Source organism: Neobacillus sp. NPDC093127 (assembly GCF_044754175.1).
Taxonomy (GTDB): domain Bacteria; phylum Bacillota; class Bacilli; order Bacillales; family Cytobacillaceae; genus Neobacillus.
The window spans coordinates 62,515-86,458 of sequence record NZ_JBIVOP010000019.1 but is presented as its reverse complement, the minus strand read 5'-3'; the positions used below and the strand labels follow the sequence as shown (position 1 = coordinate 86,458).

General features: G+C 46.1%; 22 protein-coding genes. 20 read left to right on the top strand and 2 right to left on the bottom strand.

The window, feature by feature from the left end; genetic code table 11:
• Window position 1: 1 nt before the first annotated feature.
• The 7 genes from ACIQCO_RS22005 (at window position 2) to ACIQCO_RS21975 (ending at window position 9,556) form a co-directional block, all read left to right on the top strand.
• Complete coding sequence (locus ACIQCO_RS22005) at window positions 2–1,132, top strand: acyl-CoA dehydrogenase (RefSeq protein ID WP_400432675.1); 1,131 nt, start codon at window positions 2–4, stop codon at window positions 1,130–1,132.
• 216 nt (window positions 1,133–1,348) lie between these two features.
• Window positions 1,349–2,488, top strand: coding sequence for an acyl-CoA dehydrogenase (locus ACIQCO_RS22000; protein WP_400432672.1), 1,140 nt, complete (start codon window positions 1,349–1,351; stop codon window positions 2,486–2,488).
• Entirely contained in the window at window positions 2,488–3,141 is a 654-nt protein-coding gene (locus tag ACIQCO_RS21995; protein ID WP_400432669.1) for a TetR/AcrR family transcriptional regulator, read from the top strand. The genes ACIQCO_RS22000 and ACIQCO_RS21995 overlap by 1 nt, the downstream gene beginning before the upstream one ends.
• Window positions 3,142–3,383: 242 nt before the next feature.
• Window positions 3,384–6,632, top strand: coding sequence for a fused isobutyryl-CoA mutase/GTPase IcmF (gene icmF / locus ACIQCO_RS21990; protein ID WP_400432667.1), 3,249 nt, complete (start codon window positions 3,384–3,386; stop codon window positions 6,630–6,632).
• A gap of 142 nt (window positions 6,633–6,774) precedes the next feature.
• Complete coding sequence (locus ACIQCO_RS21985; RefSeq protein WP_400432664.1) at window positions 6,775–6,957, top strand: hypothetical protein; 183 nt, start codon at window positions 6,775–6,777, stop codon at window positions 6,955–6,957.
• A 203-nt stretch (window positions 6,958–7,160) separates the two neighbouring features.
• Complete coding sequence (rpoE, locus tag ACIQCO_RS21980) at window positions 7,161–7,715, top strand: DNA-directed RNA polymerase subunit delta (RefSeq protein WP_400432661.1); 555 nt, start codon at window positions 7,161–7,163, stop codon at window positions 7,713–7,715.
• Window positions 7,716–7,960: 245 nt separating this feature from the next.
• On the top strand, window positions 7,961–9,556 hold the full coding sequence (locus ACIQCO_RS21975) for a CTP synthase (protein ID WP_400432658.1): 1,596 nt from the start codon (window positions 7,961–7,963) through the stop codon (window positions 9,554–9,556).
• 424 nt (window positions 9,557–9,980) lie between these two features.
• Here ACIQCO_RS21975 and ACIQCO_RS21970 read toward each other — a convergent pair whose 3' ends face one another.
• A complete protein-coding gene (locus ACIQCO_RS21970) occupies window positions 9,981–10,502 on the bottom strand; it encodes a DUF2529 domain-containing protein (protein ID WP_400432692.1) in 522 nt (173 codons plus the stop codon).
• Window positions 10,503–10,688: 186 nt separating this feature from the next.
• Here ACIQCO_RS21970 and ACIQCO_RS21965 point away from each other — a divergent pair, with 186 nt between their 5' ends.
• The 11 genes from ACIQCO_RS21965 (at window position 10,689) to prmC (ending at window position 21,297) form a co-directional block, all read left to right on the top strand.
• On the top strand, window positions 10,689–11,060 hold the full coding sequence (locus tag ACIQCO_RS21965; RefSeq protein WP_400432655.1) for a response regulator: 372 nt from the start codon (window positions 10,689–10,691) through the stop codon (window positions 11,058–11,060).
• 288 nt (window positions 11,061–11,348) lie between these two features.
• The gene (locus ACIQCO_RS21960) at window positions 11,349–12,206 is read left to right on the top strand and encodes a class II fructose-bisphosphate aldolase (RefSeq protein WP_400432652.1); all 858 of its coding nucleotides are present in this window, start codon (window positions 11,349–11,351) and stop codon (window positions 12,204–12,206) included.
• Window positions 12,207–12,347: 141 nt separating this feature from the next.
• Window positions 12,348–13,016 carry a fructose-6-phosphate aldolase gene (gene fsa / locus ACIQCO_RS21955; RefSeq protein ID WP_400432649.1) on the top strand — a complete coding sequence of 223 codons (669 nt, stop codon included), beginning with the start codon at window positions 12,348–12,350 and terminating at the stop codon, window positions 13,014–13,016.
• A 258-nt stretch (window positions 13,017–13,274) separates the two neighbouring features.
• Complete coding sequence (locus ACIQCO_RS21950) at window positions 13,275–14,561, top strand: UDP-N-acetylglucosamine 1-carboxyvinyltransferase (RefSeq protein WP_400432646.1); 1,287 nt, start codon at window positions 13,275–13,277, stop codon at window positions 14,559–14,561.
• A 177-nt stretch (window positions 14,562–14,738) separates the two neighbouring features.
• Complete coding sequence (gene glpX, locus ACIQCO_RS21945) at window positions 14,739–15,698, top strand: class II fructose-bisphosphatase (protein WP_400432643.1); 960 nt, start codon at window positions 14,739–14,741, stop codon at window positions 15,696–15,698.
• A gap of 309 nt (window positions 15,699–16,007) precedes the next feature.
• A complete protein-coding gene (gene rho / locus ACIQCO_RS21940) occupies window positions 16,008–17,273 on the top strand; it encodes a transcription termination factor Rho (RefSeq protein ID WP_400432640.1) in 1,266 nt (421 codons plus the stop codon).
• Window positions 17,274–17,517: 244 nt separating this feature from the next.
• On the top strand, window positions 17,518–17,730 hold the full coding sequence (gene rpmE, locus ACIQCO_RS21935) for a 50S ribosomal protein L31 (RefSeq protein ID WP_400432637.1): 213 nt from the start codon (window positions 17,518–17,520) through the stop codon (window positions 17,728–17,730).
• Window positions 17,731–17,837: 107 nt separating this feature from the next.
• The gene (locus tag ACIQCO_RS21930; protein ID WP_400432634.1) at window positions 17,838–18,428 is read left to right on the top strand and encodes a thymidine kinase; all 591 of its coding nucleotides are present in this window, start codon (window positions 17,838–17,840) and stop codon (window positions 18,426–18,428) included.
• A 237-nt stretch (window positions 18,429–18,665) separates the two neighbouring features.
• Entirely contained in the window at window positions 18,666–19,133 is a 468-nt protein-coding gene (locus ACIQCO_RS21925; RefSeq protein WP_400432631.1) for a hypothetical protein, read from the top strand.
• A 165-nt stretch (window positions 19,134–19,298) separates the two neighbouring features.
• Complete coding sequence (gene prfA / locus ACIQCO_RS21920; protein ID WP_400432628.1) at window positions 19,299–20,372, top strand: peptide chain release factor 1; 1,074 nt, start codon at window positions 19,299–19,301, stop codon at window positions 20,370–20,372.
• Window positions 20,365–21,297, top strand: coding sequence for a peptide chain release factor N(5)-glutamine methyltransferase (prmC, locus tag ACIQCO_RS21915; RefSeq protein WP_400432625.1), 933 nt, complete (start codon window positions 20,365–20,367; stop codon window positions 21,295–21,297). Before prfA ends, prmC begins: the two co-directional genes overlap by 8 nt.
• A 37-nt stretch (window positions 21,298–21,334) precedes the next feature.
• Here prmC and ACIQCO_RS21910 read toward each other — a convergent pair whose 3' ends face one another.
• Entirely contained in the window at window positions 21,335–21,898 is a 564-nt protein-coding gene (locus tag ACIQCO_RS21910) for a CBO0543 family protein (protein ID WP_400432623.1), read from the bottom strand.
• Between the two features lie 383 nt (window positions 21,899–22,281).
• Here ACIQCO_RS21910 and spoIIR point away from each other — a divergent pair, with 383 nt between their 5' ends.
• Together spoIIR and ACIQCO_RS21900 are read left to right on the top strand one after the other, a co-directional pair.
• The gene (spoIIR, locus tag ACIQCO_RS21905) at window positions 22,282–23,127 is read left to right on the top strand and encodes a stage II sporulation protein R (protein WP_400432620.1); all 846 of its coding nucleotides are present in this window, start codon (window positions 22,282–22,284) and stop codon (window positions 23,125–23,127) included.
• A 199-nt stretch (window positions 23,128–23,326) separates the two neighbouring features.
• Window positions 23,327–23,773, top strand: a complete 447-nt coding sequence (locus ACIQCO_RS21900; protein ID WP_400432617.1) for a GNAT family N-acetyltransferase — start codon at window positions 23,327–23,329, stop codon at window positions 23,771–23,773.
• Window positions 23,774–23,944: the final 171 nt, after the last annotated feature.

Here is a 23,944-nt window from a genome sequence, read left to right as displayed (position 1 = left end):
CATGAAGCTTACATTTACAGCGGAACAAGAAATGATGCGGAAAATGGTGCGTGATTTTGCAGAGAGCGAAGTTGCCCCATTTATAGATAACATGGAAAAAGGGGAATTCCCGCGCGAGATTCTTCGCAAAATGGGTGAGCTCGGCCTAATGGGCATTCCCGTTCCGGAAAAATACGGCGGTGCCGAAATGGACTTTACCTCGTATATCCTTGCTATTAATGAAATATCAAGGGTGAGTGCCACAATTGGTGTCATTCTTTCGGTTCATACATCAGTTTGTACGATGCCGATCCTTTATTTTGGAACGGAAGAACAGAAACAAAAATATGTGCCAAAGCTTGCTTCAGGCGAATATTTGGGGGCGTTTTGCTTAACGGAGCCAAGTTCCGGTTCTGATGCGGCCAGCTTAAAGTCCCGTGCCGTGAAGAAGGGCGATCATTATGTTATCAACGGCTCGAAGATGTTTATTACCAATGGCGGAGAGGCCGATGTTTATATTGTCTTTGCTTCAACCGAGCCGAAATTAGGGACAAAAGGAATTGCCGCCTTTATTGTTGAAAAAAATACCCCTGGTCTTGTGATTGGCAAGGATGAGAAGAAGATGGGACTGCATGGCTCCCGAACGGTGCAGCTGACATTCGAGGATATGCATGTTCCAGTAGAAAACCTTCTCGGCCGTGAAAGTGATGGTTTTAAGGTCGCGATGGCAAACCTTGAGGTCGGCCGCATTGGAATTGCCGCCCAGGCCCTTGGAATTGCCGAGGCTGCACTATCAGCCGCAACCGCCTACGCGAAAGAGCGCCAGCAATTCGGCAAACCGATAGCTGTCCAGCAGGGAATCGGGTTTAAGCTCGCTGACATGGCCACAAATGTGGAAGCTGCAAAACTATTAATCTATCGTGCCGCAGATTTACGGGGCCGTGGCCTGAAATGCGGGATGGAAGCGTCGATGGCGAAGCTGTTTGCCGCACGTACTGCGGTAGAAGTGACAACGGAAGCCATTCAAGTGTTTGGCGGCTATGGCTATACCGAGGACTATCCAGTGGAGCGCTACTTCCGCGATGCCAAGATAACGGAAATCTACGAAGGCACAAGCGAGATACAGCGGATTGTGATTAGTAAGTATCTTTAAAAACTAACATGAGTTTCAACTCCCAACCCATGAATGGAAATATTTTTATATGAGTAGTACACCAACATAATAAAGGCGGTGTGAGCAGAGCCAGGCTTCACCTATTCAAAGGACGAATTGTATATTTTCACTTGGACTGGTTATACCGATTCGTTTATGCGGCGCTCCGCCCCTTTTCCACAAAAAGAGCTTTTTATTTAAGAGGAGGCAACTATAATGCACTTTAAATTATCCGAAGAACATGAAATGATTCGCAAAATGGTGCGGGATTTTGCGCGAAATGAAGTAGCACCGACGGCGGCTGAGCGTGATGAAGAGGAGCGCTTTGATCGTGAGATTTTTGACAAAATGGCGGAGCTTGGTTTAACAGGAATTCCTTGGCCGGAAGAGTACGGCGGCATCGGCAGCGATTATCTTGCTTACTGTATCGCCGTGGAGGAGCTGTCCCGCGTCGACGCATCAACAGGTGTCCTTCTTTCCGCGCACACCTCCCTTGCCGGCTGGCCGATCTACAAATTCGGCAGCGAGGAGCAAAAACAAACCTACCTCCGCCCAATGGCCGAAGGCACGAAAATTGGCGCTTACGGCTTAACTGAACCTGGGAGCGGCTCCGATGCAGGCGGTATGAGAACGACGGCCCGCTTAGAAGGCGACCATTACGTCCTCAACGGTTCAAAAATTTTCATCACCAATGGCGGCGTGGCCGATATTTATGTTGTCTTTGCCTTAACGGATCCATCCAGCAAGCAAAAAGGCACAACAGCCTTCATCATCGAGAGCGATTTTCCGGGCTTCTCTGTCGGCAAAAAGGAAAAGAAACTTGGGATTCGGTCCTCGCCGACAACGGAAATTATTTTTGAAGATTGCAAGGTTCCGATCGCCAACCGGCTTGGTGAAGAAGGCGACGGTTTTAAAATCGCGATGATGACGCTTGACGGCGGCCGCAATGGGATTGCCGCTCAAGCTGTGGGGATTGCCCAAGGTGCCTTAGATGCGGCTGTCGATTATGCAAAAGAACGCCACCAATTTGGCAAACCAATCGCCGCCCAGCAGGGAATCAGCTTCAAGCTGGCCGATATGGCGACGGGAATCGAAGCGTCAAGACTATTAACCTATCAAGCTGCCTGGCTTGAATCAAACGGCTTGCCATACGGAAAGGAATCGGCGATGTCGAAATTATTTGCCGGCGACACGGCGATGAAGGTAACCACTGAGGCGGTTCAGGTGTTTGGCGGCTATGGCTATACGAAGGATTATCCGGTCGAAAGATTCATGCGCGATGCGAAAATCACGCAAATCTACGAGGGTACACAAGAAATTCAGCGTCTCGTTATCTCGAGAATGATCACTAAATGATGAAAAAAAGAGAAGTTCAGGCATCCGTCAAAGATGAACGTCTCGTGCAAAAGCGGCGCGATCAAATGATCAAAGGGGCCGTCACCCTTTTTAAACAAAAGGGCTTCCACCGGACAACGACGAGGGAAATTGCCAAGGCGGCCGGCTTCAGCATCGGGACGCTTTACGAATATATTCGCACAAAGGAAGACGTGCTTTATCTTGTTTGTGACAGCATTTATGACCATGTCAGCGAGCGCCTGCAGCAGGACCTCTCTTTGAAAACAGGAACGCTTGCGAGTTTGAAGCTGGGAATCGCTAATTTCTTCCAAGTAATGGATGAAATGCAGGCCGAGGTACTGGTGATGTACCAGGAAGTGAAATCACTGTCAAAGGACGCCATTCCGTATGTGTTGAAAAAGGAAATGGAAATGGTGGCGATGTTTGAGGACCTGCTCACCCGCTGTGTCGAAAACGGCGAACTGAATCTATCGAAAAAACAGGTCGAACTCATCGCCCATAATATTTTTGTCCAGGGGCAAATGTGGGGCTTCCGCCGCTGGGCCTTACGAAAGTTATTTACTCTCGAAGAATATATTGCCTTGCAGACCGAGATTTTGTTATCGGGAATCAGCAGTGGGGTCTCGGCACCACAAGAGGTTCCGCAAAAGTAAGCCAGTTGGCGAATGGTGAACAAGATTTTTTCAAAAAGATGTGTTAAAGCACATTGTTGATTTTGATCACAATGTTGATTGGAGTGGAAGGCGCGAGACTCCTGCGGGAGCAGCGGGACAGGTGAGACCCCGCAGGCGCTTTAGCGCCGAGGAGGCTCACCGCCCGCCCCGCGGAAAGCGAAGCGCCTGGAACGGAAATCAACATTCACCTTTAACACAGCCTTTCAAAAAGGGGGAGTACGATGGGAACGTATCAGCCAAAGCATCATATCCGCTTTGTGACGGCGTCGAGTTTGTTTGACGGCCATGATGCTTCGATTAATATTATGCGCAGGATTCTGCAAGCGAGCGGTGCTGAGGTTATTCACCTTGGGCATAACCGTTCGGTGGAGGAAGTGGTGAATGCCGCGATTCAGGAGGATGTCCAGGGGATTGCGATTTCTTCTTATCAAGGCGGGCACGTTGAATACTTTAAATATATGTACGACTTGTTAAAGGAAAAAGGGGCGCCTCATATCCGCATTTATGGCGGCGGCGGCGGGGTCATCATTCCGAGGGAGATTGCCGAGCTTCACGATTACGGGATTGCCTGGATCTTCTCGCCGGAGGACGGCCGGACAATGGGCCTTCAGGGAATGATTGACCGAATGATTGAGGAGTGCGATTTTGCGACGGTACCGCACGACCCAGCCGAGCAGATTGAAAAACTGGCATCAGGAGACGTTAATAGCATCGCCAAGCTGATTACCTTAGCTGAACTTCATGTCGATAAAAGGAACGAGGCGGCGGCAACAGCTGAGCTAGTCCTGGAACAAGTGAAGTCACTTGAGAAACGAATTCCAGTGGTCGGTATTACGGGAACGGGCGGCGCGGGAAAAAGCTCGTTAACAGACGAATTGATCCGCCGCTTTATCAACGAGCTGCCGGATAAAAAAGTGGCGATTCTTTCGGTTGACCCGACGAAACAGAAAACAGGCGGCGCTTTGTTAGGTGACCGCATCCGGATGAATGCGATTTTCTCGCCGAATGTGTATATGCGCAGTCTCGCAACAAGGCATTCGAAAAGTGAGCTGTCGCTGGCGATTAAAGATGCCGTCGCGGTGACGAAAGCGGCTGGCTTTGACCTTGTCATCGTTGAAACGAGCGGGATTGGTCAGGGTGACGCCGAAATCACGGAAATTTGTGATGTTTCTTTATACGTGATGACGAGCGAATTCGGGGCGCCGTCGCAGCTTGAAAAAATTGACATGATTGACTTTGCTGACTTGATTGTCATTAATAAATTCGAGCGCAAGGGCTCGGAAGATGCGTTGCGCCAGGTGCAGAAACAGTACCAGCGCAGCCATATGCTGTTTGAAAAGGATCCATCGGAAATGCCGGTGTACGGCACGATTGCCAGCCAGTTTAATGACCCGGGCACAAACGCCTTGTTTGCGGCGTTAGTGGAAAAAATCAATGAAAAAATGGCGACGGAGTGGCTGACTTCTTTCACGAAGGAGGCAAAAGTTGAAAAGCAAAATGTGATTATTCCAACCGACCGCCGCTACTATTTGCGTGAAATCTCGGAAACGGTGCGCGGTTATCATAAGAGGGCAGAAGCACAGGCGAATATTGCAAGGAAATTATTCCAGCTTGAGGGCGCTTTAGTAGCGGTTAAAGATCAGCCGGAAGTTGTGGCTGCGTTAGAGGCGGTCAAACAGGAAACCGAAGCGCTGCTGACAGCGGAGTCGCGGAAGATCCTTTCTACGTGGGCAGAAACGAAAGCAGCCTACTCAGGTGAAAAATTCGTGACGAGAATCCGTGATAAAGAGATTATCACGGTGTTAAAATCAAAAAGCTTATCAGGCCTCGATATTCCGAAGGTGGCCTTGCCGCGCTATAAGGATTACGGGGAAATCCTCCGCTGGGTGTACCAGGAAAACGTGCCGGGTTCGTTCCCGTATACGGCTGGGGTATTCCCGTTCAAGCGTGAAGGAGAAGATCCGAAACGGCAATTTGCTGGCGAAGGGACACCGGAACGGACGAACCGCCGCTTCCACTATTTATCGAAGGATGATGACGCGAAGCGCTTGAGTACGGCGTTTGACTCGGTGACATTATATGGTGAAGACCCCGATTATCGTCCCGACATTTACGGGAAAGTCGGCGAGAGCGGCGTCAGCATTTGTACGCTCGACGACATGAAAAAGCTCTATGACGGCTTTGACCTTTGCCACCCGTCGACATCGGTGTCGATGACGATTAATGGCCCGGCGCCGATTATTCTGGCGATGTTCATGAATACGGCGATTGACCAGCAAGTGCAGAAGAAGGAAGCGGAGCTTGGCCGCGTGTTGACCGTTGATGAATTTGCGGAAGTTCGCGCGTATACGTTGAAGACTGTCCGCGGTACGGTGCAGGCCGATATTTTGAAAGAAGACCAGGGCCAGAATACGTGTATTTTTTCAACAGAATTTGCTTTACGGATGATGGGTGATATCCAGCAATATTTCATCGACCATCAAGTGCGCAATTATTATTCGGTTTCGATTTCCGGTTATCATATTGCGGAGGCAGGGGCGAATCCAATTTCGCAGCTGGCGTTCACGCTCTCAAATGGCTTCACCTATGTCGAATACTATTTGAGCCGCGGGATGAACATTGATGATTTCGCTCCGAACCTGTCGTTCTTTTTCTCGAATGGGCTGGACCCGGAATATACCGTGATTGGCCGGGTGGCGCGCAGGATTTGGGCAACCGTGATGCGTGATAAATATGGCGCGAACGAGCGCAGTCAAAAGCTGAAATATCATGTTCAGACATCGGGCCGCTCGCTGCACGCCCAGGAAATTGACTTTAATGATATCCGCACGACCTTACAGGCGTTGATGGCCTTACAGGACAACTGTAATTCGCTGCACACGAATGCGTATGATGAGGCGATTACGACCCCGACTGAGGAATCGGTGCGCCGGGCGATGGCGATTCAAATGATTATTACCAAAGAGCACGGTTTAAGTAAAAACGAAAATCCGCTTCAAGGTTCTTTCGTGGTCGAAGAGCTGACAGATTTGGTGGAGGAAGCTGTTCTTCAGGAGTTTGAACGCCTGAATGACCGAGGCGGTGTCCTCGGTTCGATGGAAACGCAGTACCAGCGCGGCAAAATCCAGGATGAGTCGATGTACTATGAAATGAAGAAGCATACCGGCGAATTGCCGATTATCGGCGTCAATACGTATTTGAACCCGAATCCACCTTCCGAGGAAGACGTGAATAATATGGAGCTGGCCCGGGCAACCCAAGAGGAGAAGGAATTGCAGATCAATAATTTGCGCGCCTTTTGGGAGGCACATGGCGGGGAGTCGGCAGATGCCTTAAAGCGCTTGAAAGAAGCAGCGGTCAGCGGCGGCAATATTTTTGCCGCATTAATGGACACCGTTCAAGTCGCAAGCCTCGGGCAGATCACCAGGGCGCTTTACGAGGTCGGCGGCCAGTATCGCAGGAATATGTAAGGAATAACTGGCAATGGCTGCTCATAGCCATTGTCTTTTTTTTATGTTAACATTTTTTGCAAGAAGATGTTAAATTCTTGGTTTTTCTTATATAATCAAACTAACGTACAAACTTCGAGAGATTACAGGCAGGTGGGGGACGATGAAGGTTAGTCATATGATTATTGCTTTAATTATTTTTGCCTGGCCATTATACTATCTATATGAAATGCAATTAGGTGCAATCTCATTCCTGCTGCTGGCGATTTTCTTTCTTGTGATTTCGATTAAAGAAACAAAAAAGTTCAAAGCACAGAAGAATAGTAATGACAAGGAATCCGAATAGGAAATAATCAGCAGAAACAATTGCTAACACTAGCATAAACGGGAAGAATTTGTTTATAATGAAGAATATGTATTTTGATAGAAAGCGGAAAGCGCCTTTAGAACGGGTTGGCATATGCCCCTGAACCTTCAAGCGCTGAAACTAGCCAAAATGCCCTTAATCACTCCAAACCGAGTGTTAAATATTGAAAGGAAGTGCCAATATTGAGTTTAAAACAATACTCAAAAGAGGAATTACAAGAGTTATCCCTCATCGAAATGGCTTATGAATTTTTAAAAAATAGCAAGCAGCCAATCTCCTTTAGTGATTTAGTCAGCGAGATTCAGAAAGCTGCTGGAACTTCTGAAAAGGAAATTCGCACAAGACTGGCACAATTTTATACCGACATGAATACAGACGGCCGCTTCCTCTCATTAGGAGATAATCGCTGGGGACTTCGCCTCTGGTATCCAGTAGATACCCAGGAAGAAGAAGTAGTAACCGTTGTGAAGCCGAAGAAGAAAAAGGCGAAAAAGGTTGTCGATGAAGAGGATCTTGAAGACTTCGATGAAATCGAAGAGGAAGAGTATGACGAGCTCGATGATTTTGTCGAGGAAGACGATCTCCTTGATGATGAAGAGGACCTCGATCTTGACGAAGTCGACGAATTTGACGAAGATGACGATGAAGATGTCATTGAAGAGGATGAAGAATTCGAGCTTGATGAAGAAGAAGATCTTGACGAAGACCTGGATGAAGAAGAAGAGGAAGAGGACTGATAAGCTGCTTGACATTTTATTCTTCCCCTTGTATCATCTTGTTTGGGCTCCTTAAAAAAGGAACGAATCACTATTTAACTAAATGCGCTCCCTTGCAATCGCGAGATGGAGCGCTTTTTATTTGGAAAAACTCCCTTTTAGCGGCGGAGTTTTTTCATTTTAACGGGTTAGGGTAGAATAATTTTTATAAAAAGTTCTTTAACAATCCGAATAATGTACAAACTGTATTGGAGGAGGAATATTTTATGACTAAGTATATATTTGTAACAGGCGGTGTCGTTTCGTCACTAGGAAAAGGGATTACCGCAGCCTCTTTAGGGCGCTTGTTGAAAAATCGCGGCTTGAATGTAACGATTCAAAAATTCGACCCCTACATTAACGTCGACCCGGGAACGATGAGCCCTTATCAGCACGGTGAAGTGTTCGTAACCGATGATGGTGCGGAAACGGACCTGGACTTAGGGCATTATGAGCGCTTTATCGACATCAATCTTAACAAGTACAGCAACGTGACAACGGGAAAAATCTATTCAACGGTGTTGCGCAAAGAGCGCCGCGGCGACTACTTGGGTGCAACTGTGCAGGTAATTCCGCATATTACGAATGAAATTAAGGACCGCTGCTTCCGGGCCGGCAAAGAAACGAATGCCGATGTCGTGATAACGGAAATCGGCGGCACCGTTGGCGACATTGAATCGCTGCCGTTTTTAGAGGCAATCCGCCAAATTAAAAGTGATATCGGCCGCGATAATGTCATGTACATCCACTGCACGCTGATTCCTTACATTAAGGCAGCCGGTGAAATGAAGACGAAGCCGACCCAGCATAGTGTGAAAGAACTGCGCAGTCTCGGGATTCAGCCAAATATTATCGTAGTCCGTACGGAAATGCCTGTTCCGCAGGACATGAAGGATAAAATTGCTTTATTCTGCGATATTGATGCTAAAGCGGTGATTGAATGTCAGGATGCCGATACCCTTTATTCGATTCCACTTGCGCTCCAGGAACAAAATATGGACCAAATTGTCTGCGAGCATTTGAAATTGGATTATCCGGCTGCAGAAATGACGGAATGGAAGGCGCTTGTTGACCGCGTTACAAACCTTTCAGGGAAAACACGCATCGGCCTTGTCGGAAAATATGTTGAGCTTCAGGATGCCTATATTTCGGTGGTTGAAGCGATGAAACATGCCGGTTATGCCTTTGATGCTGATGTGGAAATTAAATGGATTAACTCTGATGAAGTGACGAGCGAGAATGTGGCGTCCTTATTGAATGACGTCGACGGCGTCCTTGTGCCAGGCGGATTCGGCGATCGCGGCATCGAAGGGAAAATCGAAGCAACCCGCTATGCCCGTGAGCAGAAGAAGCCGTTTCTTGGGATTTGTTTGGGAATGCAGCTGGCGACGATTGAATTTGCGCGCAACGTGCTCGGACTAACTGACGCGCATTCCGCTGAATTTGTTCCGTCGACTGCCCATCCAATTATTGATTTACTTCCCGAGCAGAAGGATGTCGAGGATTTAGGCGGCACATTGCGGTTAGGTCTCTATCCATGCCGTCTGCTTGAAGGGACGAAGGCGTTTGCTGCTTATGAAGAAAAGGTCATTTATGAGCGCCACCGCCACCGCTATGAATTTAACAATCACTACCGTCAAGAAATGGAAGCGGCCGGATTCATTTTTTCCGGAACAAGCCCAGACGGCCGGTTAGTCGAGATTGTCGAATTGGCCGACCACCCATGGTTCGTGGCTTCACAGTTCCATCCGGAATTCGTCTCAAGACCAACGCGTCCTCAAGCGCTATTCCACGACTTTATCAAAGCGACAATTGAAAAATAAGAGTTTTGTTAGACCAGTTCCCCTTGGTAGGGGGACTGGTCTTTTTTGGTAAGAAATGTCTAAATAGACAAACCCCCTTGAAAAACGACAAAAGGGGTAAAAAAATAGACAAAACCTATAGGAAAATAGTCAAAACCATTGGGAAAAAAGACAAACCCGCTGAAAAAATCGACAAAGCCCATTCTTGGGTGAGGGACTGGTCTCATTTTAGTCTTTGGAATTTTCCAGTAAATGTCTAAAAAGCCAAAACCCCTTGAAAAATAGCCATAACACTCTGGAAAATAGCCAAAACGCTCCAAAAAGTAGCCAAAACTATAAGAAAAATAGCCAAAACCCTCGAAAAAATAGCCAAAACATTTTTCACCTTTACCAAGGCCTTAATGAACCTAAAAAACGGCCTCTTTTCGGCCGTTTTTCAAACTTCTTACTCCTCGTATTCCGCCAAAATCTCATCAATCGTAAATTTCAAACCATAATAGACGAATAGTGCCGCCATGGAAGAAGGATAACCATAGCGGTTTCCAAAATCATCCGGAAGCAGGCCTCTGGTCAGCCGTAAATCAATGTGAACGTCCGCCATTTCCGCCAAATCAGCTCCAGCAGACTCGATTATGGTGGATACCGCCACAAAAGGGATTCCCTTTTCCTGAAGCTCGACCCCAACGGCAACAGCGTCTTCATCGGCAGAGGTCCGGGAAAAAATCAACACCCGGTCGGCATCGCTCAGCTCCGCTTCCGTTAAACGATTGATCCCCTTAAACGGCTCCGCGCCTTCCAAGGCTTCAAGCTCGACCGCCTTCATTTCCTTCGTGCCAAAAATATAGATCGCTCCGTCTCCAACAGGCGCTTGCGCCAGCAAACGGGCACCGTCTTCAAACGAAAATTCCGCCTTTTCCTCGATCCGCTTAAACAAGCCGGTTAATTGAGTAGTAAACATTTTTAACATATAATATCCTCCTTTACGCACTATCATTATAGTCGTTATCCAGCAAATTCAAAAATAAAAGGATATTTCCCCTATCTGTCAAAATTCAGGCAGGATTTTTCAGAACTGAAGGAGAATATTTACAAGTGTGTATAGGTGTAAATAACTACAAAATTTGAATCTAACAAATCGGAAGAGGTGGAATGAATGAAGGAGAAAATTTTAATCGTTGATGATCAATTTGGTATTCGAATTTTGTTGAACGAGGTGTTCCAAAAGGAAGGATATCAAACATTTCAAGCTGCCAATGGAATCCAGGCACTTGATATTGTCAAGAAGCATGACCCGGACTTAGTTCTGCTCGATATGAAGATTCCGGGAATGGACGGAATTGAAATTTTAAAAAGAATGAAGGTCATCGACCCGGATATCCGCGTCATCATCATGACCGCCTACGGTGAATTGGATATGATTCAAGAAGCAAAGGATTTAGGGGCTATCACTCATTTTGCCAAGCCGTTTGATATTGATGATATCCGGGCAGCAGTAAGAAAACATATTCCCCAAAAGGAAAACTAAACCAATTGGACTTCCAAAAAGAGGCGAATTTTTAGCGAAAAGTAAACGAATTTTTATTAAAAAAAGGTAAATTTGAGAATCGTAAATTGAGTGCGCTTTCATTATGACAATTTCAAAAACGCCGCCTGATTAATAGCAATTCCTCCGTTGATTTGGTATGATACATATGAAATTTTACTGGCTGCCTATCATTTTATAAGCATACATATTCGGTAAAATTTAGGGAAAACCTTAATACGGGAAACCCTTTTTCGAAATGATTGCAACTTAAATTAAGGAGGAAGAAAAATGCCTTTAGTTTCAATGAAAGAAATGCTGAACAAAGCCAAGTCGGAAGGCTATGCTGTCGGTCAATTTAACATTAATAATTTAGAATTTACACAAGCGATTCTTCAAGCTGCTGTCGCAGAAAAATCACCAGTCATTCTGGGTGTTTCTGAAGGGGCAGGACGTTATATCGGCGGTTTTAAAACCGTTGTTAAAATGGTTGAAGGGTTAATGGAAGATTATAATGTCACAGTTCCTGTGGCGATTCACCTTGATCATGGTTCAAGCTTCGAAAAATGTAAAGAAGCCATTGATGCCGGCTTTACCTCTGTTATGATTGATGCTTCACACCATCCATTTGAGGAAAATATCGAAATCACGTCAAAAGTGGTTGAATATGCACACTCTAAAGGTGTATCGGTTGAAGCAGAACTTGGAACAGTTGGCGGCCAAGAGGACGATGTTGTCGCTGAAGGCGTCATCTATGCGGATCCAAAAGAATGTGAAGAGCTTGTGAAGCGCACTGGCATTGATTGCCTTGCACCTGCACTAGGTTCTGTCCATGGACCATACAAAGGTGAACCGAAATTAGGGTTTACTGAAATGGAGGAAATCGGCAAGATTACAGGCATGCCGCTTGTTCTTCATGGTGGTACAGGAATCCCAACAAAGGATATCCAAAGATCCGTTTCGCTTGGAACAGCAAAAATCAACGTAAACACTGAAAACCAAATCGCTTCTGCGAAGACGGTGCGCGAAGTGTTAGCAGCCAAACCGAACGAATACGATCCACGTAAATATTTAGGACCTGCCCGCGATGCCATTAAAGAAACCGTAATCGGCAAAATGCGCGAATTCGGCTCATCAGGCAGAGCGTAACACGCTAACAGGCGCAGACAGCTATCAGCATTTTTTGTTGTTTGCTCTTAATATGATAAAATTAAACCGTCCTTAACACGAGGACGGTTTCAATGTGTAAATGGAAAAAGAAATTTAGTCGAAAAATTGGAGGGAATGACGATGAAATTTTTTATTGATACAGCAAACTTAGTGGATATTAAAAAGGCCTATAAAATGGGCGTTTTATCCGGTGTAACAACAAACCCTTCTTTAGTTGCAAAAGAAGGTGTGAAATTCGAAGACCGCATCGAGGAAATTCTTCAAGCAGTACCTGAAGTGGAATCTGTATCTGCAGAAGTATCACCATATGCCGAAACAGCTGAACAAATGATCGCAGAAGCGGAAGAACTAATCAAAATTAATGGCGGCGATGAAAAAGTTACCATTAAAGTGCCAATGACAGTAGCGGGCTTAGAGACTACTCGCTATCTTGCCAAAAAGGGTGTTAAAGTCAATGTAACACTGATCTTCACTGTCAACCAAGCACTATTAGCTGCCCGTGCAGGTGCGGCATATGTTTCACCATTCTTAGGACGTCTAGATGATATTTCTGAAGATGGTGTACTATTAGTAGCTAAAATTGCAGAATTAATCCGCATTCATAACTTAGATGCCCAAATCATAGCTGCATCTGTCCGTCATCCTGACCATGTAACTCGTGTAGCAATGGCAGGTGCACACATTGCCACAATTCCTTATAAAGTCATTGAGCAGCTAACCAAGCATCCATTGACCGACAAAGGAATGGAAGGCTTCCTAAAAGACTGGAATAATCACACAAACGCTTAAGTTTTCCACGTTTTTTCCATTTTCGGATAAATTTTTTTAATATGGATACATGAAATTCAAATTTTCGTGTAAACTAAAGGATAGACAAACTGTCGGAATTTGACTTTTAGTGTTGGAAAAATATACCTGAAGCCTGTTTGGGACAAATGGTCTTTTTACAAAAGCGTAAGTGCAATCGTTTCGTCAAAGATTGCACTTACCTAAAAAGGACCATTCCATCAACCATACATACTTAAAGGGCTTAGAAGGGAGTCGGAAATGGAAAAACTTAAAATTGCGGGCGGATATCCATTAAAGGGGACTGTTCGTATCAGTGGAGCAAAAAATAGTGCCGTTGCCTTAATTCCTGCAACCATTTTAGCAGAATCACCAGTGACAATTGAAGGTCTGCCGGATATCTCTGACGTTGAAATCCTCAAGGACTTGCTCGAGGAAATCGGCGGGAAGGTCGAAATTAGCGATGATGAAATGACCGTTGACCCAGCAACGATGATTTCCATGCCGCTGCCGAACGGTAAAGTGAAAAAGCTGCGCGCATCCTATTATTTAATGGGAGCGATGCTTGGCCGCTTTAAAAAGGCAGTCATCGGCCTGCCGGGCGGCTGCCATCTAGGCCCAAGACCGATTGACCAGCACATTAAGGGATTTGAAGCCCTCGGCGCCCAAATAACGAACGAGCAGGGTGCGATTTATTTACGCGCGGACGAGCTCCGCGGCGCGAGGATTTACCTTGACGTCGTCAGTGTTGGGGCGACCATCAATATTATGCTGGCCGCAGTCAGAGCCAAAGGACGGACCATCATTGAAAATGCTGCGAAAGAGCCGGAAATTATTGATGTAGCCACACTGTTAACTAACATGGGTGCAAAAATTAAGGGAGCCGGAACCGATGTCATCCGCATCGATGGTGTCGACACCCTTCATGGCTGCCGGCACACGATCATCCCGGACCGGATTGAAGCAGGTACCTATATGATTATTGGCGCTGCTATTGGGGAAGGCGTGTTAATCGACAATGTCATCCCGCAGCACTTAGAATCCTTAATTGCCAAGCTCCGCGAGATGGGTGTGCAAATCGAATCGGGCGATGATCAGGTGTTTGTGAACGGATCAGCTGATTTGAAAGCGGTTGATATTAAAACGCTCGTCTATCCGGGATTCCCGACAGACCTGCAGCAGCCAGTTACGACGCTCCTCACAAAGGCGGAAGGCTCAAGCGTTGTCACCGACACCATTTACGGGGCAAGATTCAAGCATATTGATGAACTAAGAAGAATGAATGCGAATATTAAAGTCGAAGGGCGATCCGCCATCATTAACGGCCCGATTCAGCTTCAAGGAGCCAAAGTTAAGGCAAGCGACCTAAGAGCGGGTGCGGCACTCGTCATTGCCGGCCTGATCGCTGAAGGGATAACCGAAGTAACCGGGCTTGAGCATATCGACCGCGGGTATAGCAATCTCGAAGAAAAATTAAATGGTCTTGGTGCAACGGTTTGGCGGGAAGCTTTAACAAAGGATGAAGTCGAGCAGCTGAAAAATACGTAGATAGAAGCGCGGCCGCGAGACGAGACTAAACAACAATTTTCGAAACCAGCCGCGTGGCGATGTTAAAAAACACGTAGATAGAAAATGATTTTCTGCCTTTTGAAAAACGCTAATGTTCTAGGACAGAAAAAACAAAGTTTTGAAGGTTGTAATAGAGAAAACGGGAGTTGGAGACCAATGGAAAGAAGTTTAACAATGGAGCTAGTCCGTGTTACAGAAGGAGCAGCTCTTGCTTCAGCCCGCTGGATGGGCCGCGGCAAAAAAGATGAGGCCGACGGTGCTGCTACATCAGCGATGCGCGACGTGTTTGACACGGTTCCAATGAAAGGAACGGTTGTTATTGGCGAAGGGGAAATGGACGAAGCGCCGATGCTTTATATTGGCGAAAAGCTTGGAACCGGCTACGGTCCTCGCGTCGATGTCGCCGTTGACCCGCTTGAAGGCACGAATATTTTAGCGTCAGGCGGCTGGAATGCCTTAGCCGTACTGGCTGTCGCTGACCATGGCAACCTGCTTCATGCCCCCGACATGTATATGGAAAAAATTGCGGTCGGACCTGAAGCGGTCGGACTTGTTGATATTAATGCATCCGTTTTAGACAACCTTAAAGCAGTAGCCAAAGCAAAAAACAAGGATATCGGGGATGTCGTGGCAACCGTTCTAAACCGCGAGCGCCATGAACACATCATTGCCCAGCTTCGCGAAGCCGGTGCCCGGATCAAGCTGATTAATGACGGCGATGTCGCGGGAGCCATCAACACCGCTTTCGACAATACCGGCGTTGATATTCTCTTTGGGTCCGGCGGAGCACCGGAGGGCGTTTTAGCGGCGGTTGCCTTGAAATGTCTTGGCGGCGAAATTATCGGAAAACTATTACCGCAAAATGATGCCGAGGTTGAGCGCTGTTTGAAAATGGGCTTGGATGTCAATCGAATCCTCCGCATGGACGACCTCGTCAAAGGCGACGATGCCATTTTTGCGGCAACAGGTGTCACCGACGGCGAATTACTCCGCGGTGTACAATTTAAAGGATCATACGGTTCTACACATTCCGTCGTCATGCGCGCGAAATCAGGAACCGTCCGCTTTATCGAAGGCCGTCACAGCCTGAAGAAAAAACCGAACTTGGTGCTGTAGGTAAGCGGTGCCTGACACCAGCATGGTGTCAGGCACCAGCTAAAAAATAGAGAAACTCCCGAACTCTCCAAGAGAATTCCTTCCAGAAAAAAATTTCCAATAGAGGTTTTTGAAAAAATGAGTTGATTAATTTTTTGGACAAGGGGTAAAATAGTAATTGTTTTTATTATTTATAATTTCTGCAATTCTATTCATTCCTTTCTACTTCTTTTTCAATTCCTCTACTCTCTTAAAAAACGATCAAAAAGAAATCACCCGCTCACTTAAACGAGCGGATTTGATAGAAAAATTTTAAAGTGTGGTGCACAAATGGAGTTAACAATCTCAAGTTTAGAAAATATGAAGCTGAAGGAACTTTATGAACTAGCACGCGAATATAAAGTGACCTATTACAGCAAATTAACGAAAAAAGAATTAATTTTTGCGATTTTGAAATCTCGTGCCGAACAGCAGGGTTATTTTTTCATGGAAGGCGTCCTTGAAATCATTCAATCTGAAGGATTCGGGTTTTTGCGTCCGATTAACTATTCGCCAAGTTCTGAGGATATTTATATTTCGGCATCACAAATCCGCCGCTTCGACCTGCGCAACGGTGATAAAGTCTCCGGTAAAGTTCGTCCGCCGAAGGAAAATGAACGCTATTACGGGCTTTTGCACGTAGAAGCAGTAAATGGTGAAGATCCGGAATCGGCGAAGGAACGTGTTTATTTCCCAGCCTTAACAGCCCTCTATCCAAACAGAAAAATGAAGCTTGAAACAACACAAAAGCATCTTTCAACGCGGATTATGGATGTTGTCGCACCAGTCGGTTTTGGACAAAGGGGCTTAATTGTGGCTCCGCCAAAAGCGGGTAAAACGATGCTATTGAAGGAAATTGCCAACAGCATTACCACGAACCATCCGGAAGTAGAGCTGATTGTACTGTTAATCGATGAGCGTCCGGAAGAAGTAACCGATATTGAACGTTCGGTTGCCGGCGATGTCGTCAGCTCGACGTTTGATGAAGTCCCTGAAAATCATATTAAAGTGGCTGAGCTTGTGCTTGACCGGGCGATGCGCCTTGTTGAACACAAACGTGATGTTGTCATTTTGATGGATAGCATTACACGTCTTGCTCGTGCCTATAACTTAGTGATTCCGCCAAGCGGCCGGACGCTTTCCGGGGGGATTGACCCGGCAGCCTTCCACCGTCCGAAGCGTTTCTTCGGTGCGGCCCGTAATATTGAAGAGGGCGGCAGCTTGACGATCCTCGCAACGGCTTTAGTCGATACCGGTTCACGTATGGATGATGTCATTTATGAAGAATTTAAGGGTACCGGGAATATGGAATTGCATCTGGACCGCCAGCTTGCTGAGCGCCGCATCTTCCCTGCGCTTGATATCCGCCGTTCCGGAACGCGTAAGGAAGAATTGCTTATTCCGAAGGATCATTTGGATAAATTATGGGCGATTCGCAAATCGATGTCAGATTCACCAGATTTTGCCGAACGCTTCTTGAAAAAATTACGACAAACGAAGTCGAATGAAGAATTTTTTGCCCAGCTTGGGGAAGAATTGAAGGGCCGCCGTTCGTAAAAAGCGGTGGATTTTGGGACAAGTGGAACGGGGGTATTTTTAGCAAGAAAGAACGTTTTTTCAGGTAAAGACGAGTTTTCTTTTTGAAAAAATAATACCTTTTCCTGAAAGTCCCACCTTGCAAAAACAGATATCCCTTGTTATAATTGTTGCAGTGTGCTATAAGTATTTCAGTGCTCGTCGATAGACAAGCACTTTAGCTAACTCTGTTTCGAAAGATTCAGGGCGGAAGGAGATGAAAAGAATGAAAGCAGGAATTCATCCTAATTTTAATACAGTAACGGTGACATGTGCTTGCGGAAATACTTTTGAAACTGGTTCAGTGAAAAAGGAAATCCGTGTTGAAACTTGTTCAGAATGTCATCCATTCTATACTGGACGTCAAAAATTCGCTGAAGCTGGCGGACGTGTTGACCGCTTCAACAAAAAATACGGCCTTAAGAATCAGCAGCAATAATCGCTCAAAACAGGCAAGAAAGCAATATTCTTGCCTGTTTTTTATTTTGAAAAATTCATATCATAATAATAGATCTAAAAGGGTTTGCTAGGGAGGAGACGCCGTTTATGTATTTAATGAAGCAAAGCGGATGGGTTGAGGTTATCTGCGGCAGTATGTTTTCTGGAAAATCGGAGGAATTGATCCGCCGCGTCAGAAGGGCTCAATTTGCGAAACAAAAAATAGCTGTATTTAAGCCACGAATTGATAATCGCTACAGCGAGCAATCTGTAGTATCCCACAATGGTTCTTCTTTTCAGGCGAAGCCTATTTCCCATTCTTTAGAGATTCTTCAACATGTTGAAGCGGATATCGACATTATCGCGATAGATGAAATTCAGTTTTTTGATGAAGGCATCGTCCGGGTTGTACAGCAGCTGGCGGACAGCGGCCATCGCGTCGTCTGCGCCGGTCTTGACATGGATTTCCGCGGCGAGCCATTCGGCCAAATGCCGGCATTAATGGCCGTTGCAGAAACGGTTACCAAGCTGCAGGCAGTCTGCACTGTTTGCGGTTCACCATCAAGCCGGACCCAGCGCCTAATCGACGGCCGGCCCGCATCCTACCATGACCCAGTTATCTTAGTCGGCGCATCCGAAGCCTACGAGCCCCGCTGCCGCCACCACCACGAAGTCCCAAAAGCCATTCCGGTGAGATAAAAGCTTTGGTGTGGTGCCTTTTGATGCATCTATGTGGTGCCTGACACCCAAAAAAGACATTTGTCCGTGTGGAGTGGACAGTGTCTTTTTTTTGTATTTAAATGAGTCGGTGTCCACGTGGGGCGGACATTTGTCCACGAGCGGTGCCTGACACCCTTATTGACACCCTTGCTATTGGAAGGATTTCACTAGGCAAGTTCAACTTCCTGATGGGCATGATAGTAATGGGAGGTGTTGATGCTGAAGAAGTGGATGTTTCTCATGGTGATTATGTTGTTTATGTTGAGCGGATGTCAGAACAACAATCGCGGGGCGAAGGAAGAGGCGTATGATTTGCGGACCGATCGGACGGCTCCTAATTATATGTCCAACCGCGGCAAGGACCAGCAGCACTTAGTGGAAGATGATATTACCAATCAAAACCCGAATTTCCTTGACCTTAACAGGACAGGCAGCGGCGGAGAGGCCGGTGCAGGAAATCAGGGCAACGATATCAATAAAGCGAAGCAAGTTATTGCGGGTACCAACGAGTTTGTCACCGATTCTGTCTGGATAAATGGCGACCGGATGTGGGTCACTGTTTATAAAAAAGGGATGCTTTCTGACAGGAAAAAGGTCGATGCTGAAGCCCGTCTCCATCGGAAACTTATTCAAGCCCTGCCGCGTTATCATATCGAAGTACGCGTGAAAGAAAATCGACGATAACATGCTCTGATTTTTAGGGCATGTTTTTTCTGCGGCGTGCGTCAGTATTATATTTTATAAAAAAATCCCCCTAAAAAAAATTTATCCCACTATTTTGGTTTTGACGTCGCTTTTTACCTATACTATAATTATACTGTTATGGACTAAAAACTGAGGTGAATAAACTTGTTTGATCGTCTTCAATCCGTGGAAGATCGCTATGAAAAGTTGAATGAACTTTTGAGCGACCCGCAAATTATTAATGATACCAAAAAACTTCGTGAGTTTTCAAAAGAACAAGCTGATATACAAGAGACCGTACAAACGTACCGCCAATATAAGGAGGTTCGTGAACAGCTTCAGGAAGCCAAGACCATGCTCGATGAAAAGCTTGATGCCGACATGCGTGAAATGGTGAAGGAAGAAGTAAACGAACTGGAAGCACAAATTGAAGAATTAGAGGCGCGCATGAAAATTCTTCTAATTCCAAAGGATCCTAACGATGACAAAAACGTTATCTTTGAAATCCGCGGTGCAGCAGGCGGCGAAGAGGCGGCGCTGTTTGCCGGTACACTTTACCGCATGTACAGCCGCTATGCAGAAGCACAGGGCTGGAAAACGGATGTTATTGATGCCAACCCGACAGGTCTTGGCGGCTTCAAGGAAATTATTTTTATGATAAATGGAACAGGTGCATTCTCGAAATTGAAGTTTGAGAATGGCGCTCACCGGGTTCAGCGTGTACCGGAAACCGAATCAGGCGGCAGAATCCATACCTCAACAGCAACGGTAGCATGCTTGCCGGAAGCAGAGGAAGTAGAAGTGGAAATCCACGATAAGGATATCCGCTTTGACGCGTTTGCCTCGAGTGGTGCCGGCGGACAGTCCGTTAACACGACCATGTCAGCTGTTCGGTTAACGCACATTCCAACCGGGATTGTGGTCTCGTGTCAGGATGAGAAATCACAGCACAAAAACAAAGACAAGGCGATGAAGGTTTTACGTGCCCGCGTCTATGATAAGTTCCAACAAGAAGCACAGGCGGAATACGACCAGGTGCGGAAGTCAGCTGTTGGAACCGGTGACCGTTCCGAACGGATTCGCACTTACAATTTCCCGCAGAACCGCGTGACTGACCACCGGATTGGCTTAACGATTCAAAAGCTTGACCAGGTGCTGGAAGGAAAGCTTGACGATGTGATTGATGCCTTGATTATGGACGATCAAGCGCGCAGACTGGAAAGTGCCTCAAATGAATAAGAAAGTATTTGAAGCTCTGAAATGGGCTTCTTCTTTTTTAAGCGATTTAGGGCGGGATGAAAATGCGGGAGAGCTCTTGCTCCGCCATGTCACTGGGATGTCAAGGTCACAGCTGTTTGCGAATTTACGTGAGGATGTAACGCCGGCGGTTTGGGAGGCTTTCGAGGCGGCTGTCCGCGAACATGGACAGGGTATGCCGATTCAATACATCATTGGCACAGAGGAGTTTTACGGCCGTTCGTTTCTCGTCAATGAAGAGGTACTGATTCCCAGGCCGGAAACCGAGGAGCTTGTCTTAGGGACACTCGAACGGATACAGCGGCTTTTTAGCGGCAGGCAAGGGTTAGTGCTGGCCGATATCGGCACAGGCAGCGGCGCCATCGCCATCAGCTTGAAATTAGAAATGGAATCACATCGGGTGTCAGGCACCGAGTGTCCGTCTGGGGCGGACAAATGTCCACGAAGGGTGTCAGGCACCACTATAACTGGTACTGATATTTCGGCGGATTCGCTTGCGGTGGCGCGGGAGAATGCGGCTCGGCTTGGGGCCGAGGTTGAGTTTGTCCAGGGGGATTTGCTGGCGCCGTTTATGGAACGGGGCGTTAAGCTGGATGTGGTGGTTTCGAATCCGCCGTATATTCCGGTCGGTGATATTGCAACGATGTCCGAGGTGGTGACGGAGCATGAGCCGCATCGGGCCCTGTTCGCCGGCGCGGATGGTTTGGATTTTTACCGCCGCTTTATGAGCGAGCTGCCGCAGGTGCTGGCGCCGGCCGCGCTCGTCTGTTTCGAAATTGGGGCCGGTCAAGGCCAAGCGGTCGCGGGCCTATTTCAAAAAGCCTTCACAAATGTGAAGGTAGAAATCGTCAATGATATCAATGGCAAGGACCGGATGGTGTTTGCGGAAATCGGCTTCGGGGTGTAACACAGCCCTGAGGCTTTTTCCGGTTTCCCTAAACGAATTATTGTTCAGCTAATGATTTATAACCGCCAATCTTACTAAACCAATAAGCTACATAGAATAAAAATAAATAAATACAAAAGTCATAAATGGACAACCAGTCTTTTGGGTCGTAAAAATGAATCCAGACAAAAAACTTCATCGCCCCAAAAGCGGCAAGGGCAGCAAATATCGCCCCTTTTAACAGTGAATTTGCTTTTGGCTTAATTTGCAGCACAAACATAACCGCCACTGGAACTAACGAAAAATGATAAGGCAGCAATAACATCGGGGCAACAGGTGAAAATTTCATCGGATAGCGCCATAACCCTATTTCAACTGCAATCAGATCAATAATAAGTGCTAAAATAATCGTGATCAACCCCGCAAGAAGCAGCCTTCCAGTGCTCTCCCTTTTTCTAAGCACGAGCCAAATAATCCACGGGATAACAAATAATCCAATCCCGAACCACCATTGCCATGTAAATAGAAAGTGATCAACAACTGCTTTAGACATCATGTCACTTCCGTCGACAATCAGCTTCGCGCCCTTTCTCGATTCTTCTATACCTTCCATAAATGCCATTCTTAAACCCCACTCCTTAGAAAAAATGATATTGCATGAATTTTGGAGTTTTTCTTATTTATCATCATTCGCTATTTTCCTCATATTTATGATTTTTTTTATAAAACTAATATGACGTTTCACACCACCATCTACCATGAAAATAAATTCAGAGGACCATCCCTGCCAATAAAGGCGGTGTGAGCAGAGCTAGGGCTCACTTTGTTCATTGCCTATAAATGTATATTGCCAGCAAAACTTTTCTAGAGTAATTCACTTTTGCGGCGCTCCGCCCCTTTTCCATTCAAAAACTTTTATTGCTCTTTGCAAAAATATGAAAATTTACTAGTTTAAGATTCTTGTCTTTTGTCCACAATGTTGATAGTGAAGGGGCGGTGCTGAAAATGAGAAATAAATTGGCAGTTTGGGGTTATTTAATTGTATTATCGTTTGCAACGATGTTGAGTTTATATATGCCAAAAACAGAAGCGGCGCAGAAGGAATCAATTGTGATTCCCGGAGAGGCGATTCGCCTCAGGATTCTCGCCAATAGTGATTATGAAGCGGATCAGGCGATTAAACGGAAGGTTCGCGACGCCGTTAATGCCCAGATTACCTTATGGGTCCAGGATTTAACTTCGATGGAAAAAGCAAGAACAGTCATCAAAGCGAAGCTCCCGGAAATTCAAGCAATTGCTGAAAAGGTTGTTCTTGAGGAAGGGGCAGATCAGCCGGTCAAGGTAGAGTTCGCGAAGGTCCAGTTTCCGACGAAGTTATACGGTCAGTATTTATACCCGGCAGGAAAGTATCAAGCGATTCTGATAACGCTTGGCAGCGGTGAAGGAGCAAATTGGTGGTGCGTGCTGTATCCGCCGTTATGCTTCCTTGATTTTTCAAATGGGGTTGCAGTCAGTGAAGGCTTTGATGAAAAACAAAAAGCGGCTAAAGCTGGGGAAAGTGATTTTGAAAAGGTAGATTCTGAAAAGGTGAAGAGGGATTCTGCAGGAGTAGAAATGGCCCCTGAGAAGGCGTCCGACGAAGAAGGAATCGCAGCAGGTCCAGCGAAAAAACCAGCATTCATTGATAAAGAGCGGGTAACCGAAAAGTCGAAAGCCACGAAAAAACCTGCTCAAGAAAAAACAGCCGCAAAGCAGACAAAAAAGGAAGCACCAGTATACACAGCAGAAGATGAAGCGCCAGTGAAGGTGAAATTCTTTGTCGTCGAGATGTGGGAAAAGATTTTTTACTAAGCCAGTTCCTGGATAAAAGGACTGGCTTTTGTCTTGGTCTACAAAAATTTAGGCGTGGATAACTTTGAACTAGTTTATTGAATCCAGCTCCAAAGTGAAATGCGAACTAAAAATATTTACTAGATTCCCGAATCCGCCTGTTCTATTTGGCCTACTTTTTCATATTCATAGACTAGAATCTAAAAAAGAGGTGGATGGGATGCAGGGATTAATTCGCAAGGCTGATAGAGAGGATTTGGGTCGTTTACGGGAGTTTCTTTCAAGAGCAAACCTTGGGACGGATGGGCTAACGGTTGAGACTGTCGATAATTTCTTGCTGTTAGAGGATGAGGATGGCACGCTCCGGGGAACACTTGGTATGGAGATAATCGCAGATTCCGGGCTGCTGCGGTCGCTAGTTGTTTCGCCGGGACAAGCTGAAAAGGAGATTCTTGTTCTATTTGATCAAATGGTGCAATTAGCAAACGAGAAAGGGCTGAAAAGTTTATTTTTGGCGACAAATAAAGGTGCCGCCCTGACACTATTTGAAATGCTGGGTTTCCAGCCGATTGGCCGCGGGGATCTGCCGTTGTCATTTTATCACTTAGAACATATTCGTCACGTTTTAAATGTGGATAACTCATTATTTTTGAAGTTTTCACTCTAATTGTGGATATATCCACAAAGTTATCCACTTTTAATGGAAAGTTATGCACAATTTGTGGATAAAACTTGTTTTTATCCCCGCCATCTTTTATACTTTCAAACGTATTGACTGAAAAATATCGGTCTAGGTGACTATATTCGCCAAATTTCGATAAATGACTCAGCTGTGATA

Excerpts from the sequence above, each read along its gene's own strand:
- glpX (WP_400432643.1), top strand. The coding sequence starts at position 14,739 with ATGGAAAGAAGTTTAACAATGGAGCTAGTCCGTGTTACAGAAGGAGCA.
- ACIQCO_RS21985 (WP_400432664.1), top strand. The coding sequence starts at position 6,775 with ATGAAGGTTAGTCATATGATTATTGCTTTAATTATTTTTGCCTGGCCA.
- ACIQCO_RS21965 (WP_400432655.1), top strand. The coding sequence starts at position 10,689 with ATGAAGGAGAAAATTTTAATCGTTGATGATCAATTTGGTATTCGAATT.
- prmC (WP_400432625.1), top strand. The coding sequence starts at position 20,365 with ATGAATAAGAAAGTATTTGAAGCTCTGAAATGGGCTTCTTCTTTTTTA.
- ACIQCO_RS21960 (WP_400432652.1), top strand. The coding sequence starts at position 11,349 with ATGCCTTTAGTTTCAATGAAAGAAATGCTGAACAAAGCCAAGTCGGAA.
- ACIQCO_RS21995 (WP_400432669.1), top strand. The coding sequence starts at position 2,488 with ATGAAAAAAAGAGAAGTTCAGGCATCCGTCAAAGATGAACGTCTCGTG.
- ACIQCO_RS21970 (WP_400432692.1), bottom strand. The coding sequence starts at position 10,502 with ATGTTAAAAATGTTTACTACTCAATTAACCGGCTTGTTTAAGCGGATC.
- icmF (WP_400432667.1), top strand. The coding sequence starts at position 3,384 with ATGGGAACGTATCAGCCAAAGCATCATATCCGCTTTGTGACGGCGTCG.
- ACIQCO_RS22005 (WP_400432675.1), top strand. The coding sequence starts at position 2 with ATGAAGCTTACATTTACAGCGGAACAAGAAATGATGCGGAAAATGGTG.
- fsa (WP_400432649.1), top strand. The coding sequence starts at position 12,348 with ATGAAATTTTTTATTGATACAGCAAACTTAGTGGATATTAAAAAGGCC.
- ACIQCO_RS22000 (WP_400432672.1), top strand. The coding sequence starts at position 1,349 with ATGCACTTTAAATTATCCGAAGAACATGAAATGATTCGCAAAATGGTG.
- ACIQCO_RS21950 (WP_400432646.1), top strand. The coding sequence starts at position 13,275 with ATGGAAAAACTTAAAATTGCGGGCGGATATCCATTAAAGGGGACTGTT.
- ACIQCO_RS21925 (WP_400432631.1), top strand. The coding sequence starts at position 18,666 with ATGCTGAAGAAGTGGATGTTTCTCATGGTGATTATGTTGTTTATGTTG.
- ACIQCO_RS21900 (WP_400432617.1), top strand. The coding sequence starts at position 23,327 with ATGCAGGGATTAATTCGCAAGGCTGATAGAGAGGATTTGGGTCGTTTA.
- spoIIR (WP_400432620.1), top strand. The coding sequence starts at position 22,282 with ATGAGAAATAAATTGGCAGTTTGGGGTTATTTAATTGTATTATCGTTT.
- ACIQCO_RS21975 (WP_400432658.1), top strand. The coding sequence starts at position 7,961 with ATGACTAAGTATATATTTGTAACAGGCGGTGTCGTTTCGTCACTAGGA.
- rho (WP_400432640.1), top strand. The coding sequence starts at position 16,008 with ATGGAGTTAACAATCTCAAGTTTAGAAAATATGAAGCTGAAGGAACTT.
- ACIQCO_RS21930 (WP_400432634.1), top strand. The coding sequence starts at position 17,838 with ATGTATTTAATGAAGCAAAGCGGATGGGTTGAGGTTATCTGCGGCAGT.
- ACIQCO_RS21910 (WP_400432623.1), bottom strand. The coding sequence starts at position 21,898 with ATGGCATTTATGGAAGGTATAGAAGAATCGAGAAAGGGCGCGAAGCTG.
- rpmE (WP_400432637.1), top strand. The coding sequence starts at position 17,518 with ATGAAAGCAGGAATTCATCCTAATTTTAATACAGTAACGGTGACATGT.